Source organism: Siphonobacter sp. SORGH_AS_0500, from assembly GCF_031453245.1.
In the GTDB taxonomy this organism is placed as follows: domain Bacteria; phylum Bacteroidota; class Bacteroidia; order Cytophagales; family Spirosomataceae; genus Siphonobacter.
Window position 1 is genome coordinate 1,401,327 of sequence record NZ_JAVIYT010000001.1, and the last position, 16,241, is coordinate 1,417,567.

A 16,241-nucleotide genomic window follows, 5' to 3' on the forward strand; every position below is an offset into this window, starting at 1 on the left:
AAATTGAATGAGCATGAAATAGTTTCGTCTGGCTTGCTGGAAAGCTATGTGCTGGGAATTACTTCGCAAGAAGAAACCACGCAAGTGGAAAAACTTTTATCAACGCACCCTGAATATCAGTCACAGGTCGACGATATTCGGGAATCACTGGAATCCTTCGCGTGGCAGCACGCCATTGAACCTCCGGTGGCTGTACGGGAGAAAGTACTAGGAAGTATTCAGGAGTTGGCAGCAGGCAAGGTTATTCCGATGACGAGGTCATCTTTGCATAATCTGACCAACCAACGTCCCGGCCTATCGGTGACCAAAACGCTGGTGTCTTCCCGTAACTGGGTAGCTGCCGCTGCGGTAATTATGGTATTGAGTGTTGTAGGAAATATCTTTCTTTTCAAAGAATTAAAGGCTTCGGAAGATATGGTAGCTACGTTGGAATCTAATAACACCCAACTGGCTAAAAACCTTGAAGTAAACAAAGCCAGCTTTATGCAGGCCCGCCAGGAAATTGCGGTATTACAGAATCCTGGTACGAAAATGATGAAGCTCCAGGGTGAACCGATTGCTCCAACGGCCTTTGCGATGTTATACTGGAACGATGCCAAGCGGGAGACGTATATGGCTAATGTACAGTTACCATCGGCTCCAACGGGCAAGCAGTATCAAATCTGGGCCATCGTGGATGGAAAACCTGTAGACGCCGGGTTATTCGATCAGGCCACCAGTATGCAGAAAGTAAAAAGTATCAACGGAGCTAGTGCCTACGCGATTTCTCTGGAACCCGAAGGAGGAAGTCCGCAAGCTGGCCCAACCGGACAGGTTTATCTGAAAGGATCGTTGAACTAGTCTGTTTGAATAGGTAGTAAAAAAGGTGACCCCAACATAATGGGGTCACCTTTTTTGTTTGAGAAAATTTGAAGTGAATAAAACTTCTCGAAAGTTTAAGTCTTCTGGAAGTTACCTCTTAATGAATAAAGCGAAAAAATAATCCAACCTTATCTAACCCACTCAAACTCTATTCTTTATTTCCGCTGGAAGTCATCCTGAACGCGAACGATGTCGTCTTCGTCAGAAGGATTCGTTGGATCGGTGTGTTGCCAGATTTCGGCTACGATACCCCAGTTTTCCAGGCCAATCAGACGGTGGCGTTCGCCTTGTTGCAGGGTAATTAATTCGCCTGGTTCGTAGCTACGAGTTTCACCTTCTTCGTCAGTAGGGCTGGTCATGACCGCAACCGTTCCGGCTACTACCCGCCAGATTTCTGCCCGACGGAAGTGGTACTGCCAGGAAAGACGTTTTTCGGGACCTACTACCAGAATTTTAGGGCTCAATTTGGCGAAACCTTTCAGGTCTTCCATTTGAACCATAGGAAAATACGTGCTGACAAACTGCTCCGTTTGGGCTTCATCAATAACGAAAAAACCGCCCCAGGGACGAGTCTGATCCTGAGTAGCAATAGTTAGTCCGTGGCTGGCAAGTTCGGCAGCGATTTTATCGAACAGTTCAGCTTTAGAAGTTTCAGCAGAGAAAGACAGATTCATGGATGTTATAGAATGATTAATGATAAGCTAAAGAGGAATGAGCTCTAGTTCGTTTGCAAAGTACTAAAACTTTCACGGCACCCGTACCGAACCAAGAGCAGAAATTTTCAGAAAAGCCCATACCATGCCCCGTAGAGATGCGATTCATTGCGTCTGGATATAAAGGCGGTTTCTATTGTATTGGCATCTTTGGTAGGAGATTGATTGGGTCTATTTAAACGATGATTTCTGTTTTGTTTAAAACGATTCCCATTCCCGGTCAGCCGCGATGATTCGCGTTTATACCAGAATCTGGAAATTTTCAAACGGCAAACGGCAAACAGACAACCCTCAACTCACTATCTTTGATTATGCGAATACCTCAGGAAACGGTTCAACTGATTCAGGAAACCGCCGATATTGTTGATGTTGTGAATGATTACGTCACCCTAAAAAAGCGGGGGGCGAATATGATTGCCTGTTGCCCTTTTCACAACGAGAAAACACCCTCGTTTAACGTGAACCCATCCCGGGGCATTTTTAAATGTTTTGGTTGTGGAAAGGCCGGGGATTCCGTTAAGTTTATCATGGAAATCGAGGGTATTGGTTACCCCGAGGCTCTGCGTCATCTGGCCAAAAAATACGGCATTGAGTTAAAAGAAACGGAGCAAACGCCCGAAGAGGTTCAGTCGCAGAATGAGCGGGAGAGCTTATACATTGTTCTCGATTACGCAAAAAAATTCTATCAGAATAAGTTACTGAAGTCGGACGAAGGGCAATCCATTGGCCTGAGTTACTTTCAGGAAAGAGGCTTTCATACGCAGACGATCAATCAGTTTGAACTGGGGTATGCTCTCGAAAGTTGGGATGCCTTTACCAAAGATGCTCTTCAGCATCAGTTTCAAATTGAGTTATTGGAAAAAGCAGGCTTATCCATCCGCCGTGATTTGGATGGACGGCCCGATGCCCGCGTGTTTGACCGCTTTCGGGCGAGGGTAATCTTCCCGATTCATAACGTTTCGGGTAAGGTCATTGCCTTTGGTGCCCGGATTCTGAAAGCCGATAAAAATCAGCCGAAATACCTTAACTCGCCGGAAACGGAAGTTTACCACAAGTCCAATATTCTGTACGGAATTTATCAGGCTAAAAATGCCATCCGTAATGAAGACATGGCTTATCTGGTGGAGGGGTATACCGACGTTATTTCGCTACATCAGTCGGGTATTACGAATGTCGTGGCTTCGTCAGGAACGGCCCTGACTGTTGAGCAAATCCGTCTGATTAGTCGCTTTACCCAGCATATTACGGTATTATACGACGGGGATGCCGCTGGTATCAAAGCTTCCTTACGCGGACTGGATCTGATTCTGGAAGAAGGCCTGAACGTAAAGCTCTGCACCTTTCCCGAAGGCGAAGACCCGGATAGTTACGTTCGGAAAATTGGCGGAGAAGCGTTTAAAGCCTACTTACAAAAAAACTCCGTTGACTTTATTCGGTTCAAGGCCGAGGTATTATTGCAGGACGCCGGAGACGATCCCTTTCGAAAGGCAGGCGTGATCAAGGAAATGGTGGAGAGCATCTCCAAAATTCCCGATGCCATTACCCGTCAGATTTTCTTCCAGCAGACCGCTCGGTTGATGGATTTATCCGAAGAAACGCTCATTGCAGAAGCCAACAAGCGGGTGCGGGAGCGAATCAAGAGCGATAGTAAGACCCGTGAGCGGCAAGAGCGGCAACAGGAATCTCCTTCGCCACCCATCGACTTGCCACCCGGTGTGAGTGGTTTTAATAGCGATGACGAGCCGGATTTTGCTGAGTTAATGGCAGTTGAGCAGGTGAAGCAACCTACCGCTCCACCCAAGCGTTCGCCTTTATCTTATCAGGAAGAAGAGTTTTGCCGATTGCTGGTTTTATACGGTACGATCATTATTGAAACAGAAATTCGGGAAGAGGGTAACCATGAGGTTTCACTGATGGAATACATGGTTGGGCAGACATATGATCTGGAATTTGAAACGCCTGTGTATCAGCAATTTATGACCATATTTCGAGCAGCGGATCAGCAACAGATGTATCCTGATACTAATTTTTTTCTGAACCATACCGAAGAACTGATTCAACAAACCAGCATTGATTTTGTCTCAGAACGCCATCCTTTAAGCGAAAACTGGGCAAAAATGCACGAAATCTACATTCCACACGAACGGGATTTACTCGATAAGATTGCTCACGGTTGTATTCTGCGATTAAAGAAAGCGTTCAACGATCAGCGGATGAACGAAATCAAACATAAATTGACGGTAGTAACCCAGGCCAATGAACAGGAAGAGTTACTAATTCAATTCATGAAAATGAAACGAATTGATCAGGCTTTGGCAAAAGAATTGGGAATTGTGGTAACGGGCCATTAACTAAGTTATTCCACTGCTTTGAATAAGCGGTAATGTCTGGGAGTGAATTCATCGCTACTTATGTAAAAAATAATAGCTTATGAATTCACTCCTTTTTCATGACAAAACGCAGCCCGGGCGTTCAGTAGTCAAAGCTTTGGTTATTATGTTCTGGTTCATGAGTGGCATTACAGGCCTTTACACCTATTCGCTTGGGGTATGCCTCACTCCTGATATTCAGCTAAACGTCGCTATGGTGGTAATCAGCTTATATTGGGTATATAGCTTACAGTTCACGCGAAAATTAGCTCTGAGTTTTTTGGTAACAGGCTTGTTATTACTCTGGGTAAGTGATCTGTTATGCCAACAAAATGCGGCGTTAGTACGCTGGGTTTCCATAACAATTTTTACAGTAACCAGTCTGAGTCACCTAGGAATAGCTACAGGTAACGCGAATTTCTGGTCTCTACTAAGGATACAAATCTTTCGCGGACCACTGGAATTGCTGGAATGGGTAATGAAGAAAGCTTAACAAGCTATCGTCAGAAAACCTATTCACTTGACCACTAGCAGCGGCAAACAGGGTAGTGTTGGCTTACCATTACTAGTGCGAGAGTCATCTACTTAATCCGCTACCAACGTGGCCCGGCCACGTTGGTAGCGGATAGAATGGTTCTGTAGACTAACTATACAAATCCTTCTATTAAGAACTATTCTAAAAAAGATTAACTATGGCTATCTAAAAGGGTGGGCATTTGTGTTTATAAGTGTACTTTTGCGAAGAAGGTGTATTTAGAATATAGGGTAAGTCGACTCAAGAAATGGGGGAACTCCCCAGCCGAGCCAGGGGTTAACTATAGATGAGTCGAAATTAGTTTATCTGATGCAAGAACGAGATGAATCTTACTGGGGTACGATTAAACGGGGAATCCAGACGAGCCTGAAAGGGCTTCAAATTTCACTGCGACATCTGAAGGATTCGACCCGTCGTCGTAAACCTATATATGTAGACGATCCCAATTATTTTAAGCAGGATACCGGAATGGTCACCCTGCGTTATCCTTACGAGGCCATTCCCGTACCGGATAATGGACGCTACCGTTTGCACAATGAAATGGACGATTGCATCGTCTGCGATAAATGTGCGAAGGTTTGTCCCGTGGATTGTATTGAAATTGAGCCCATTCGGGCAACTGGTGAAGTAGGTAAGGCTTCGGATGGCTCGTCCATACGTTTGTATGCGGCCAAATTTGATATTGACATGGCTAAGTGCTGCTACTGTGGACTTTGCACGACGGTGTGCCCCACGGAATGCCTGACCATGACCAAAACCTACGACTATTCGGAGTTTGACATTCGGAATATGGTGTACCATTATACGAATCTGACTCCCGAAAAAGCCGAAGAGAAAAAACAGTTATATGATCAATTCCTGGCGGAAAAAGAAGCGGCTAAAGTAGCCAAGCCTGCTGCCAAAGCAGTAACGGAAGAAGTAAAACCCGTCGCCCGCCCGGCGTTTAAACCCGGCTTTAAGAAAACGACCGAAACCGAAGCTCCTCAGGAAGTAGAGGCAAAATTGGAAGAAGCGAAACCCGCTCGTCCGGCGTTTAAGCCTGGGTTTAAGAAAAATGTAGAAGAACCCGAAGCAGAGAAAACCGCTTCTGAGGAAGTGAAACCTGCGGCTCGTCCTGCTTTTAAACCCGGCTTTAAGAAAACATCGGCTGCTGAAGAACAGACTTCCGAACCCATAAAAGCTTCGGGAGAAGAAACACCAGCCATTACGGAGGAACCGGCTAAGAAATCGACGAGTTTCAAACCCTCGTTTAAACGAAAAGAAAGCGAACCTTCGGCGGATAAAGAGGCATCAGCAGAAGCCCTCAAACCAGAAACAGAAACTCCCGCCCCTAAGAGTTTTAAACCCGTCTTTAAAAAACCGGAAGCGGAGCCAGTAGAGCCTACGATTGAAGAACCGAAAACGGAAGAAAAACCTGCTACTGGCGGTAAAAGCTTTAAGCCGGTCTTTAAAAAGGCCAATGCTGAATCGGTAGCTCCTGAATCAGAGGAAAAGTCAGAAGAACCAGCGACTACCGGCGGCAAAAGTTTTAAACCCGTTTTCAAGAAAAAAACGGCAGAACCAGAGTCACCCGATCTTGTAGGAGAGGCTGCAAAAGTTGAAGAAAAACCAGCCGAACCGACTGCGGGAGGGAGCAAAAGCTTCAAACCCGTCTTTAAGAAAAAGACTGTAGAGGAATTATCGGAGTTACCCGCAGAAACGAAAAATGAAGAACTGGAGGCTCCAGCAGTTACGGAAGAACCGGTTCGAAAAAGCTTTAAACCCGTATTCAAAAAGCCTGCGGCGGAACCCGTTGAATCTCCTTTACAACCTTCATCGCCTGAGAACGAAGTGACGGAAGAGCCGAAAGAAGAACCCGTCCGGAAAAGTTTTAAGCCTGTATTCAAGAAAAAAGTAACAGAAGAACCTGCCGCTGAAACGCCCGTGGAACCAGCTCCTGAGGGAAGTGAATCGGATGCCGAAAGGCCTGCGGAAGAAGCTTCGAAGCCGAGTGGTGGTAAGTCTTTCAAACCCGTTTTCAAACGTCCCAAACCTGAGTAACGATGCAGGCTTTTGTGTTTTTGTTTTTCATGATACTAACGCTCGGTTCGGCGGTATTTGTGCTGGTGAGTCGGAACGTACTTTATTCAGCCTTTAGTCTGATGGTTACCTTTTTAGGAATTGCAGGCTTATACGTCTTCGCTGGAGCTGATTTCCTGGCGGTTACTCAAATTATGGTGTACGTTGGGGGGATTCTGGTATTACTCGTTTTCGGAATCATGTTGACCCGTAATAAAGCCGACCGGGGTACGAATCAACCAAATACTGTAAAAACTGAACACCGTCGAACCTTTTGGGGAATTCTGGCGGCTGGTGGAATTTTCGCGATCTTATCGACAATCCTGTCGAAAGCTCATTTTCAGCGAGTTGAGCTGGATCATTACGAGGCTATCGAACGAAAAACAACGGTTCATGACTTAGGCGTTGGACTAATGACGAATTACGTTTTGCCCTTCGAAGTAGCTGGAATCTTATTAATGATTGCTCTGTTAGGGGCTGCCTATTTATCCGGTAAGGCCCAAAGTATAGGCAATAAGTAAAGAAAAAAGAAGAGGGGGACTTAGTAATTCAAAACCCTAAACTCAAAATACTGATGATTCCTTTATCCTATTTTCTGCTAACGGCGGCGTTGCTCTTTAGTATTGGACTAGCCATTGTCATCATCAAACGCAACGCCATTGTAGTACTGATGGGAGTGGAATTGATGCTGAATGCTGCTAATCTGAATCTCGTCGCTTTCAGCCGTTTTGATCCTGATTTGACGGGGCAGTTTTTCAGTCTGTTCGTCATCATCGTAGCCGCCGCCGAAATTGTGGTAGCCTTAGCCATCGTGCTCAAAGTCTTCCAGCATTTCAATACCGTCCATCTGGATGAAGTCGCAGAAATGAAAGATTAAGCAGGGTTTGAATTGAGGTTTGAGTATTTGATAAAGTTAGACTCAGTGCTCTCCGTCCGAAACTCCGTGGTTAATTAAAAAGAAGCGGTCGTTAGAATCATCTCTAACGACCGCTTCCTTTTTAACTCAAAATCCCAAACACGAGACTCAAAACCCATGAACTCTCATTGTACTCTAATAGGCACCCTTACTTCCGTATGGTCCCAGTGGAGTAACATATTCGTACCGTCCAGTTCTGGAACGAAGCTTATTTCGAATAACTCCTGCGATTGAGGAACCTGATAGGCAGGAACCGTCGCCCGAAACAAATCTTTACTGGCATCGTATTCCGTGCCCCATTGCCCTGTTTCCTGATTGATTACCACTTGCCAGTTCTTAGGGCCGGGAATAGTCCAGATGGTATATTCTCCGGCTTTCAACGGCTTTCCGGCTAAACTTACGTCTTTATTAATCACCAGCAGAGTAGCTTCATTAGCTCCTGTCCGCCATACTTTGCCATAAGGAACCAAGGCCTTGGATGAATCACCAAAAATCAATCGGCCTTTTTTGGCAGGCTGGCAGTAGTCCACCTGTACTTTCAACCCAGCCTGATTAAACTGAGCGTGAGATTCCTGACTGAATGACTTGGTATAATGTTTATAACTCCAATATCCGGTCCCGGTAAGGGTAAGTATGACGACTAGAGTAATTAATACTTTTCTCATGGATGCTGATGTATGCAAAAGGCAATGAAAGCGGATACTGACTATCTAACGTTCAAATTCCGAAAAAACGCAGCGTTCATTTGCCAGTAAAGGTAAACTTTCTTCTACCTCCAGAATCGTTTTAGCATTGTTTAATTCATTTTGATACATTTTCCGAAGCTCCTTTCGCTTGACAGCTTCCAGAAAACGCCGTGCTTCTTCGCGGGTTTCAAGTAATAAAGGAGGCACCAGTGTGGGCTGATTCGTTTCCTCATCTTTTGCCACCATCGTGAAATAACTGGTGTTGGTGTGCACTTTTACCCCCGTTTTAATAGACTCTGCGATGACACGTATACCCACAATCAGCGAACTTTTTCCAACGTAATTTACGGAAGCGAGCAAAGACACCAGTTGCCCAACCTCAACGGGCTGAAGAAACTCGACGTGTTCCACTGCTACCGTAACTACGTAAGTACCAGCGTGCTTAGATGCACAGGCGTAGGCCACTTTATCCATTAATGACAAAAGAATACCGCCGTGAATCTTACCGCCAAAATTAGCGTAACTCGGAATCATCAATTCGGTAATGGTGGTCTGGGAATAAGAAATAGGTTTTGGTTCCAAGGGCTTGCTCGTTAGGTGACACTCAAGGGATTAATTTATAAATAGACTAAATAAAGAAAAAAGAACTGCTTTTGTCTACTAAATCAATTGGTTTTACCAGCATCAGAACGGATATTTGCCAGCGAATTAACAAGCTTTACGGGACATTATTTCCCATGTAATGTTCTAATATCTCTGAATCGTTTCTATTCATGAACCCCGAACTACTGCTCTGGATTATCCTTCTCCTGCCGTTCGCTGGGTTTTTACTGCTCATACTTTCGGGAAAAAGTGCTAATACCTGGGCGGGTTGGCTGGGATTGGGCTTTTCTTTAGTCGGCTTTGGCTTAAGTTTCAGTACTACTCAACTTCCGACCATTGAAGTTACCCATACTTGGATTTCAGAAGCCTTACCCTTTACCCTCCGGGCAGACGATTTAACCCAGAAAATGCTATTACTGGTGTTATTTATTGCCTCCCTCGTGCAGTTATTCTCGCTGGAATACATGCGGGAAGATTCATCCCGGTTTCGGTATTTTGCTTTCCTGCAATTGTTTGTAGGCTCAATGCTGGGAATTTTACTGGCCAATAACCTTTTGATTCTCTATGTTTTCTGGGAGTTAGTAGGCTTAAGTTCATATTTACTCATCAGTTTCTGGTATACCAAACCTGAAGCCGTGCTGGCGGCAAGAAAAGCCTTTCTGGTCAATCGCATTGGTGATGTAGGGCTTGCTTTGGGCATTTTTGGTGTTTATAACCGCTTGGGAACGCTTGATTTTACGGCATTAACCACGCCTGAATTCATAGGCGACCCTTACTGGACGGCCATCGGTTTATTACTTTTCTGTGGAACCCTGGCCAAATCGGCTCAGTTTCCGTTGCACGTCTGGTTACCCGACGCTATGGAAGGCCCCACACCCGTCTCGGCTCTGATTCACGCCGCGACAATGGTAGCCGCTGGCGTTTACCTGCTCGCCCGGATTTTCCCTATTCTCACACCGGAAGCCCTGATCGTAATCGCCATTATTGGTACGATTACGATGGTCATGGGAGCCTTATACGCCCTGACTCAGACGGATATTAAAAAAACAATGGCCTATTCTACCGTTTCCCAGTTGGGATTAATGGTATTGGCCGTTGGCGTAGGGGCCCCCCACGCAGCGATGTTCCATTTGTTTACCCACGCCTTTTTTAAAGCCGGGTTATTCCTGTCTTCGGGTTCGGTTATTCATTCGTTGCACCACGCTGGACACGGTTTTGATGCTCAGGATGTGCGGCTTATGGGTGGGCTTCGCAAAAAATTACCCGTTACTTTTATTGCCTATACCGTTTGTGCGGCAGCTTTATCGGGCTTGCCTTTCACATCTGGATTTTTATCGAAAGACGAGATTCTGCATGAAGCTTTCCACGCAACCGCTCATTCCTGGAAACTTGTTTTTCCTGTAGCAGCTACGATTTCGGCGGGCTTGACGGCCTTTTACATGGCTAAGCAATGGCGGCTGGTATTTTTTGGAAACTGGCGGAATGACCACCTTTCGTTGGAGAGTGTTCATGAATCATCCTGGTTACAGAAACTCCCGCTGGTATTACTGGCAGCTTTGTCCCTGCCTTTTCTGTTTTCATGGAATCCTTTAGGAGAACACCTGGACTTAGGCGTGGCTCTGGGATCGACAGCGGTGGCCCTAATCGGAATTGTGATGGCCTGGATTCGTTATCGATCCATTGAGCGATTGGACCAGATAAGAGATGTGCCTTTACTGACGCTGGATCAGTTATATCATACCCTTATTGTTAATCCTTTTCTGAAATTCGCTGATTTCTGTACCTGGGTTGATCGGGTTATTGTGGATGGAATCGTGAATGCCAGTGCCAAATCGCAGGTGATTCTGGCACATTTGCTAGGGTGGCTGGATCGGTACGTTGTGGATGGAATCCCGACTGGGACGGCCTATGTCGTGGGTACGGTTGGAAAAGTAACCCGTCGTTTTCAGGGCGGACAAGTGCAGTCTTACATCGTGGCAACGATGCTGGGCTTAGCAGCTTTATTAATTTGGTGGACCTGGTAATTCGAAACAATGCCTATACTGACTACACTTATATTTTTACCCATACTTGGCTCCCTGCTCTTGCTTGCTCTTCCGCAGGCACTCAGGGCTACGTATCGCTGGGTTACGGTTATCCTTTGCGTTTCACATCTGGTCTTAAGCAGTTGGATCTGGCATACCTTTGATCCGCAATTGGTAGGGCATCAATTCATCGAAAATACCGACTGGATTACCATGGCTCTCGGGCAGTTTGGAATCGTCTCTATCGACTATTCTTTAGGGGTAGATGGGCTAAGTTTACCGATGGTCTGGCTGACGAGCTTGGTGATGTTGGTAGGTGCCGTTTCTTCTTTTGAAATAAAAACGAACGAAAAGGCTTATTACGCTCTGTACCTGTTATTAATGGGAACCGTCGTAGGCTGTTTTGTGGCTCTGGATTTATTTCTGTTCTTCCTCTTTTTCGAGTTCATGCTTTTGCCGATGTACTTCCTCATCGGTTTGTGGGGTGGGCCTCGTCGCGAATATGCGAGTTTGAAATTCTTTATTTACACGCTGGCTGGTTCGGTATTTATTCTATTGGTAATGATCGGTTTATACCTGTCCGTCATCGATCCAGCGGAAACGGGTCTGAGCATTGGACTGGTCTCCAACCCTTCAGAAATTACGCAAGATGTGGTTGCTCAGGTGCAAACGATGATTGCCCGCCAGCAAATCGACCCGGCTCAGTTAGTGCATACCTTTGAGATTCCGTACCTGAATGACGGTCGGAATTTCGTACCTGAATCGCTACTAAGCACCCTAGCCGGACACGAAATCTTTGGCTTATCGGCCCGACTGGTTGCCTTTCTGCTTTTATTCATTGGTTTTGCCGTGAAGCTACCCATGGTGCCCTTACACACTTGGTTACCCGATGCTCACGTGGAGGCCCCTACGCCCATTTCGGTAGTACTGGCTGGTATTTTGCTGAAAATTGGGGGCTATGGGTTCTTCCGAATTGCCTATGAAATTTTCCCTGATGGAGCCATTTATTTCGCTTCCTGGATTGCGGGTTTAGGCGTATTAAGCATTGTGTACGGAGCCTTCAACGCCTTAAGTCAGAAGGATATGAAGCGATTAATCGCTTATTCGTCCGTTTCACACATGGGCTTTGTGTTACTGGGTTTAGCTGCTTTAACGCCCGAAGGAGCCAACGCCGCGATTTATCAGTTATTCTCACACGGCATCCTTTCGCCCATGTTATTCCTCGTCGTGGGAGTAGTGTACGCCCGTACGCACGACCGTAACATCGATCATTACCAGGGCTTGGCTTTAAGCATGCCCGCGTATACAGGCTTAACGGCTATTGCCTTTTTTGCTTCCTTAGGATTACCCGGGTTTTCTGGTTTTGTAGGCGAATTTTTTAGTCTTTTAGGAGCGTTTAATTCCATTTATATCCCGGTTTGGATGGTAGTTTTAGCGGGGTTTGGATTAATTCTTGGAGCAGGTTACTTCCTCTGGACCTTCCAGCGAGTATTCTTAGGAAAACGCTGGTCTTTATACGAAGAGAGTCTGTTACCCGATCTGAATTTCCGGGAAAAGATAATGCTGGTGCCCCTGGCTCTGCTTTCCCTTTTCTTCGGAATTTTACCCGGAACCGTCTTTAGTATTACCGAAGGGTACGTCATGGAATTCATGAAGCATTTCGGTTAGCCGCCAGAAATTCAAATTTCTTCAGATTTAACAGCCTTCGCGAAAGCCACGGCGATTGAATACATGCTTGAACAACTCGACCACATCATAGCCAGTTTGGCCCGCTTCACTCCCGAAGTCTGGCTGATGGCGGCATTTGTGGCTCTTATTAGCTGGGATTTAGTAACGACTGAAGTAAACGAAGAGGGGCGTGGTGGATTTTTCCATTTTCTTACCTGTCTCGTTTTTATTATTCTGGGATTGTTTGTTTACCACCAATGGCAAACCCAGTCGCCGGGTCCTTTATTCAACCAGATGCTGGTACTGGACGGTAAAGCTCTGTTCTTCAAAGCACTCATTACGTTTTCAGCCTTGATTGCGGTGCTGCATAGTTGGGTAATGAAACGTCGCTGGTCGGGGGAGTTTTTCTCCATTTTGGTGGGGATGGTCTTCGGTTTATTTCTGCTTTCCATGGCTACGAATCTACTGATGGTGTATGTATCGCTTGAAGTAGTTTCCATCTCCAGCTATATCCTTACCGCCTTCCGTGGCGATCGTAAAAGCTCAGAAGGAGGGATGAAATACGTGCTGTTTGGTTCCGTAGCTTCGGGACTCATGTTGTATGGCATGAGCTTGCTCTATGGCTTAACCACCACGCTTGATTTTACCAATCCAGCCTTTGGACGAATTCTGGTAAATGTTGATCCGCTGGTATCGGCTTCGGCTCTGATCCTGGCGATGAGCGGGTTACTATTCAAAATCTCGGCTGTGCCTTTCCAAATCTGGAATCCTGACGTGTACGAAGCGGCAGACACGCCCGTAGTCTCGTTCTTTTCGGTGGCTCCCAAGGCAGTGGCTTTTTTGGTATTAATGCGTTTGTTCAGTGTATTACCGCTGAATTTTCAGCCCGTGCTGGCCGTTATCTCGTTGGTAACCATTACCATTGGTAACTTTTCCGCTCTCTGGCAAACCGACGCTAAGCGGCTCATGGCGTATTCATCCATTGCTCAATCGGGTTTCGTTTTGGTAGGCTTAGTGGCTTTTTCAAGTCTGGGGAACCAAACTGCCATCTTTTATCTGGCTACGTACTTATTCGGAACCATGGCGAGCTTCTTATTGATTGATGCCTTATCGCCTTCCCTGAGCAAAAACAGCGTATCCATTTCCAGTTTTAACGGCATTGGAAGGCAACAGCCGCTGGCTGCTGTCCTTTTAACCATTGCTTTTCTGTCCCTGGTCGGCTTACCTTTAACGGTGGGCTTCTCGGCCAAACTTCTCGTATTTAGTTCTTTGTGGGAAGCTTACCAGCAAAGTAGCCAGAATCTATTCCTGATCCTTTTCGTTTTTGGATTACTGAACACCGCTGTTTCGCTGGCCTTTTACCTGAAGATTCCTTTTGCTTTGTTTTTCAGAAAAACAGCTGAAGAAACGCCAGTCGTAACGCTGAGCTGGGGAGTAACCGTCTTAAGTCTGGTATTGACTCTCCCCATCATTCTGCTATTCCTCAAAACCGATTGGCTGATAAACTGGATATCGGGGTTATAGGGATATTTTATTGGGATAATGGCATTTTTTGCGGTGAAAATATTTGGTTGGTCTGATTATTTTACTGAAATTTCTATTAAAAATACAGTCGTGTGGAAGTAGAGTAGATGCTTTTAGGGCTGAAGGTTACGAAAATTGAACAATTCCAAGTCCAATTCGGACGTTGAAGCGAGTGTGAATTTTTTGTGAACATTTCTTGAACCATTCCGAGCTTAAAGTTGTAATTTCGGTTCATCGAAAACAGATTACTTCATTAAGCGAGCAGTCAAAACGACATCCTAAATGTCCGACGAAATCAAACACGAATGCGGGATCGCTCTTCTCCGTCTCCGCAAACCGCTCCAGTATTACATCGACAAATACGGCACGCCTTTGTACGCCGTAAACAAGATGGCCCTGCTCATGAACAAGCAGGCCAATCGTGGACAAGATGGTGCCGGGGTGGCGAATATTAAGCTTAATGTTTCTCCAGGGTATCGCTTCATCAGTCGGTATCGTTCGGTAGAAGCGAAACCCATCGAAGACATCTTCGAGAAAATCAACAAAAAATACCGGAAAGCAGAAAAAGAAGATCCGAAGCAATTCATGAATGCCGAATGGCTTCAGGAAAACTACGGCTTCACGGGTGAAGTTTGGCTGGGCCACCTGAGATATGGTACGCACGGCAAAAACGAAATCGAAAACTGCCACCCTTTCCTGCGTCAGAATAACTGGCGGAGCCGGAATCTGGTCGTTGCGGGTAACTTTAACATGACTAACGTTGACGAGCTTTTTGATAAGCTGGTTTCGCTGGGTCAGCACCCCAAAGACAAAGTAGATACGGTAACGGTAATGGAAAAAATTGGCCACTTTCTGGACGAAGAAGTGCAACGCCAGTTTGACCGTTTCAAGCCTTTATTCCCTGAAGATAATCAGCAGCTTACGTCTTTAATCGAATCTAATATTGACGTTGCCCGTATGTTGCAGCGTTCCTGCCGGGATTTCGATGGTGGATATACGATGTGCGGGATGTTAGGTTCGGGAGCGGCTTTTGTTGCCCGTGACCCCGCCGGCATTCGCCCCGCTTATTATTATGCGGATGATGAAGTGATCGTGGTTGCTTCAGAAAAGCCTGCTATCAAAATGTCGTTTAACTGCGACTATGATGAAATCGTTGAAATTCAGCCTGGTAATGCGTTAATCATCGAAACCAACGGTGATTTCCGCGAACAGGAATTCCGCGAGCCTCTGGAGAAAAAATCCTGTTCATTCGAGCGTATTTATTTCTCAAGAGCATCTGATCCAGACATTTACCGGGAACGTAAAAATTTAGGTAAACTCGTATTACCCCAAATTCTCAAGGAAATTGATAATGATCTGGCGAATACGGTTTTCAGTTATATTCCTAACACTGCCGAAACTGCTTTCTTCGGTCTGGTAGAAGGCTTAGACGAGCATCTGGTTCAGGAACGCAAGCGTCACATTCGCGAAGGTGTCCTGTTTGAAGAAGACCTGGATCGTTTGTTATCCTTCCGTCCCCGTACCGAGAAAATCATTTCAAAAGACGTGAAACTGCGTACGTTCATCACGAACGATACGGCACGCGACGAGATGGTTTCAAACGTGTATGAAACAACGTTTGAGGTAATCCAGAAAAAACAGGATACGATTGTTCTGATTGACGATTCTATCGTTCGCGGAACTACTCTGGAACGTTCGATCCTCCGTATGCTGGATCGTCTGGAGCCTAAGAAAATTGTCATTGTCAGCTCCGCTCCGCAAATTCGTTACCCCGATTGCTACGGAATTGATATGTCAAAAATGAAAGATTTCGTGGCTTTCCGGGCAGTATTGAAGTTACTGGAAGAACACAATCGCGAAGAGCTGCTGGAGGAAACTTTTGCTCGTTGTAAAGATGCTCTTGAAAATGGGTACGCCACTCAGGAGAACTACGTGAAAGCTCTTTATGAACCTTTCACCGACGAACAGATTTCCAAAAAAATTGCCGAAATCGTAACGCCTAAAAACTGTCAGGCTGAAGTATCTATCATTTATCAAACGGTTGATGGCTTACATACGGCTTGTCCAAACCATACGGGCGACTGGTACTTTACGGGTAATTACCCAACGCCGGGAGGTAATAAAGTGGTGAACCGGGCTTTTGTAAATTACATGATTGGTAAAGGCAACGAACGAGCTTACGGAGCTTTCTAACGAATACATGGGAGAACCCTGGTTTAACGCCGGGGTTTTCTTTTACAGAAGAATTACGAAATTTTAGTAACATTACGAAAAAATCGTAATT

13 protein-coding genes are annotated in these 16,241 nt (G+C 45.7%); 10 read left to right on the plus strand and 3 right to left on the minus strand.

Annotated elements, in window-relative coordinates:
* Positions 1–3 precede the first annotated feature (3 nt).
* The gene (locus QE357_RS05875) at positions 4–840 is read left to right on the plus strand and encodes an anti-sigma factor domain-containing protein (protein ID WP_106636262.1); all 837 of its coding nucleotides are present in this window, start codon (positions 4–6) and stop codon (positions 838–840) included.
* A 176-nt stretch (positions 841–1,016) separates the two neighbouring features.
* Here QE357_RS05875 and QE357_RS05880 read toward each other — a convergent pair whose 3' ends face one another.
* On the minus strand, positions 1,017–1,535 hold the full coding sequence (locus QE357_RS05880; RefSeq protein ID WP_106636263.1) for a phosphoheptose isomerase: 519 nt from the start codon (positions 1,533–1,535) through the stop codon (positions 1,017–1,019).
* Positions 1,536–1,885: 350 nt separating this feature from the next.
* Between QE357_RS05880 and dnaG the strand changes: the two genes are divergently transcribed.
* From dnaG to nuoK, 5 genes are all read left to right on the plus strand, one after another.
* On the plus strand, positions 1,886–3,925 hold the full coding sequence (gene dnaG / locus QE357_RS05885) for a DNA primase (protein ID WP_309706394.1): 2,040 nt from the start codon (positions 1,886–1,888) through the stop codon (positions 3,923–3,925).
* A 79-nt stretch (positions 3,926–4,004) separates the two neighbouring features.
* Positions 4,005–4,436: a hypothetical protein gene (locus QE357_RS05890; protein WP_309706395.1), complete on the plus strand. Its 432-nt coding sequence runs from the start codon at positions 4,005–4,007 to the stop codon at positions 4,434–4,436.
* Between the two features lie 351 nt (positions 4,437–4,787).
* Positions 4,788–6,518, plus strand: a complete 1,731-nt coding sequence (locus QE357_RS05895; protein ID WP_309706396.1) for a 4Fe-4S dicluster domain-containing protein — start codon at positions 4,788–4,790, stop codon at positions 6,516–6,518.
* Positions 6,519–6,547: 29 nt separating this feature from the next.
* The gene (locus QE357_RS05900) at positions 6,548–7,057 is read left to right on the plus strand and encodes an NADH-quinone oxidoreductase subunit J (protein WP_309706397.1); all 510 of its coding nucleotides are present in this window, start codon (positions 6,548–6,550) and stop codon (positions 7,055–7,057) included.
* Between the two features lie 53 nt (positions 7,058–7,110).
* Positions 7,111–7,413, plus strand: coding sequence for an NADH-quinone oxidoreductase subunit NuoK (nuoK, locus tag QE357_RS05905; RefSeq protein ID WP_106636266.1), 303 nt, complete (start codon positions 7,111–7,113; stop codon positions 7,411–7,413).
* A 164-nt stretch (positions 7,414–7,577) separates the two neighbouring features.
* Here nuoK and QE357_RS05910 read toward each other — a convergent pair whose 3' ends face one another.
* Complete coding sequence (locus QE357_RS05910) at positions 7,578–8,117, minus strand: DUF2911 domain-containing protein (protein WP_106636267.1); 540 nt, start codon at positions 8,115–8,117, stop codon at positions 7,578–7,580.
* A 45-nt stretch (positions 8,118–8,162) separates the two neighbouring features.
* On the minus strand, positions 8,163–8,720 hold the full coding sequence (locus QE357_RS05915; protein WP_232793652.1) for an acyl-CoA thioesterase: 558 nt from the start codon (positions 8,718–8,720) through the stop codon (positions 8,163–8,165).
* Positions 8,721–8,911: 191 nt separating this feature from the next.
* Here QE357_RS05915 and nuoL point away from each other — a divergent pair, with 191 nt between their 5' ends.
* The 4 genes from nuoL (at position 8,912) to QE357_RS05935 (ending at position 16,150) form a co-directional block, all read left to right on the plus strand.
* Positions 8,912–10,765 carry an NADH-quinone oxidoreductase subunit L gene (nuoL, locus tag QE357_RS05920; protein WP_309706398.1) on the plus strand — a complete coding sequence of 618 codons (1,854 nt, stop codon included), beginning with the start codon at positions 8,912–8,914 and terminating at the stop codon, positions 10,763–10,765.
* 9 nt (positions 10,766–10,774) lie between these two features.
* The gene (locus QE357_RS05925; protein ID WP_309706399.1) at positions 10,775–12,433 is read left to right on the plus strand and encodes an NADH-quinone oxidoreductase subunit M; all 1,659 of its coding nucleotides are present in this window, start codon (positions 10,775–10,777) and stop codon (positions 12,431–12,433) included.
* Positions 12,434–12,496: 63 nt separating this feature from the next.
* Positions 12,497–13,957, plus strand: a complete 1,461-nt coding sequence (locus QE357_RS05930) for an NADH-quinone oxidoreductase subunit N (RefSeq protein ID WP_309706400.1) — start codon at positions 12,497–12,499, stop codon at positions 13,955–13,957.
* Positions 13,958–14,239: 282 nt separating this feature from the next.
* Complete coding sequence (locus tag QE357_RS05935; RefSeq protein WP_307142364.1) at positions 14,240–16,150, plus strand: amidophosphoribosyltransferase; 1,911 nt, start codon at positions 14,240–14,242, stop codon at positions 16,148–16,150.
* Positions 16,151–16,241 lie beyond the last annotated feature (91 nt).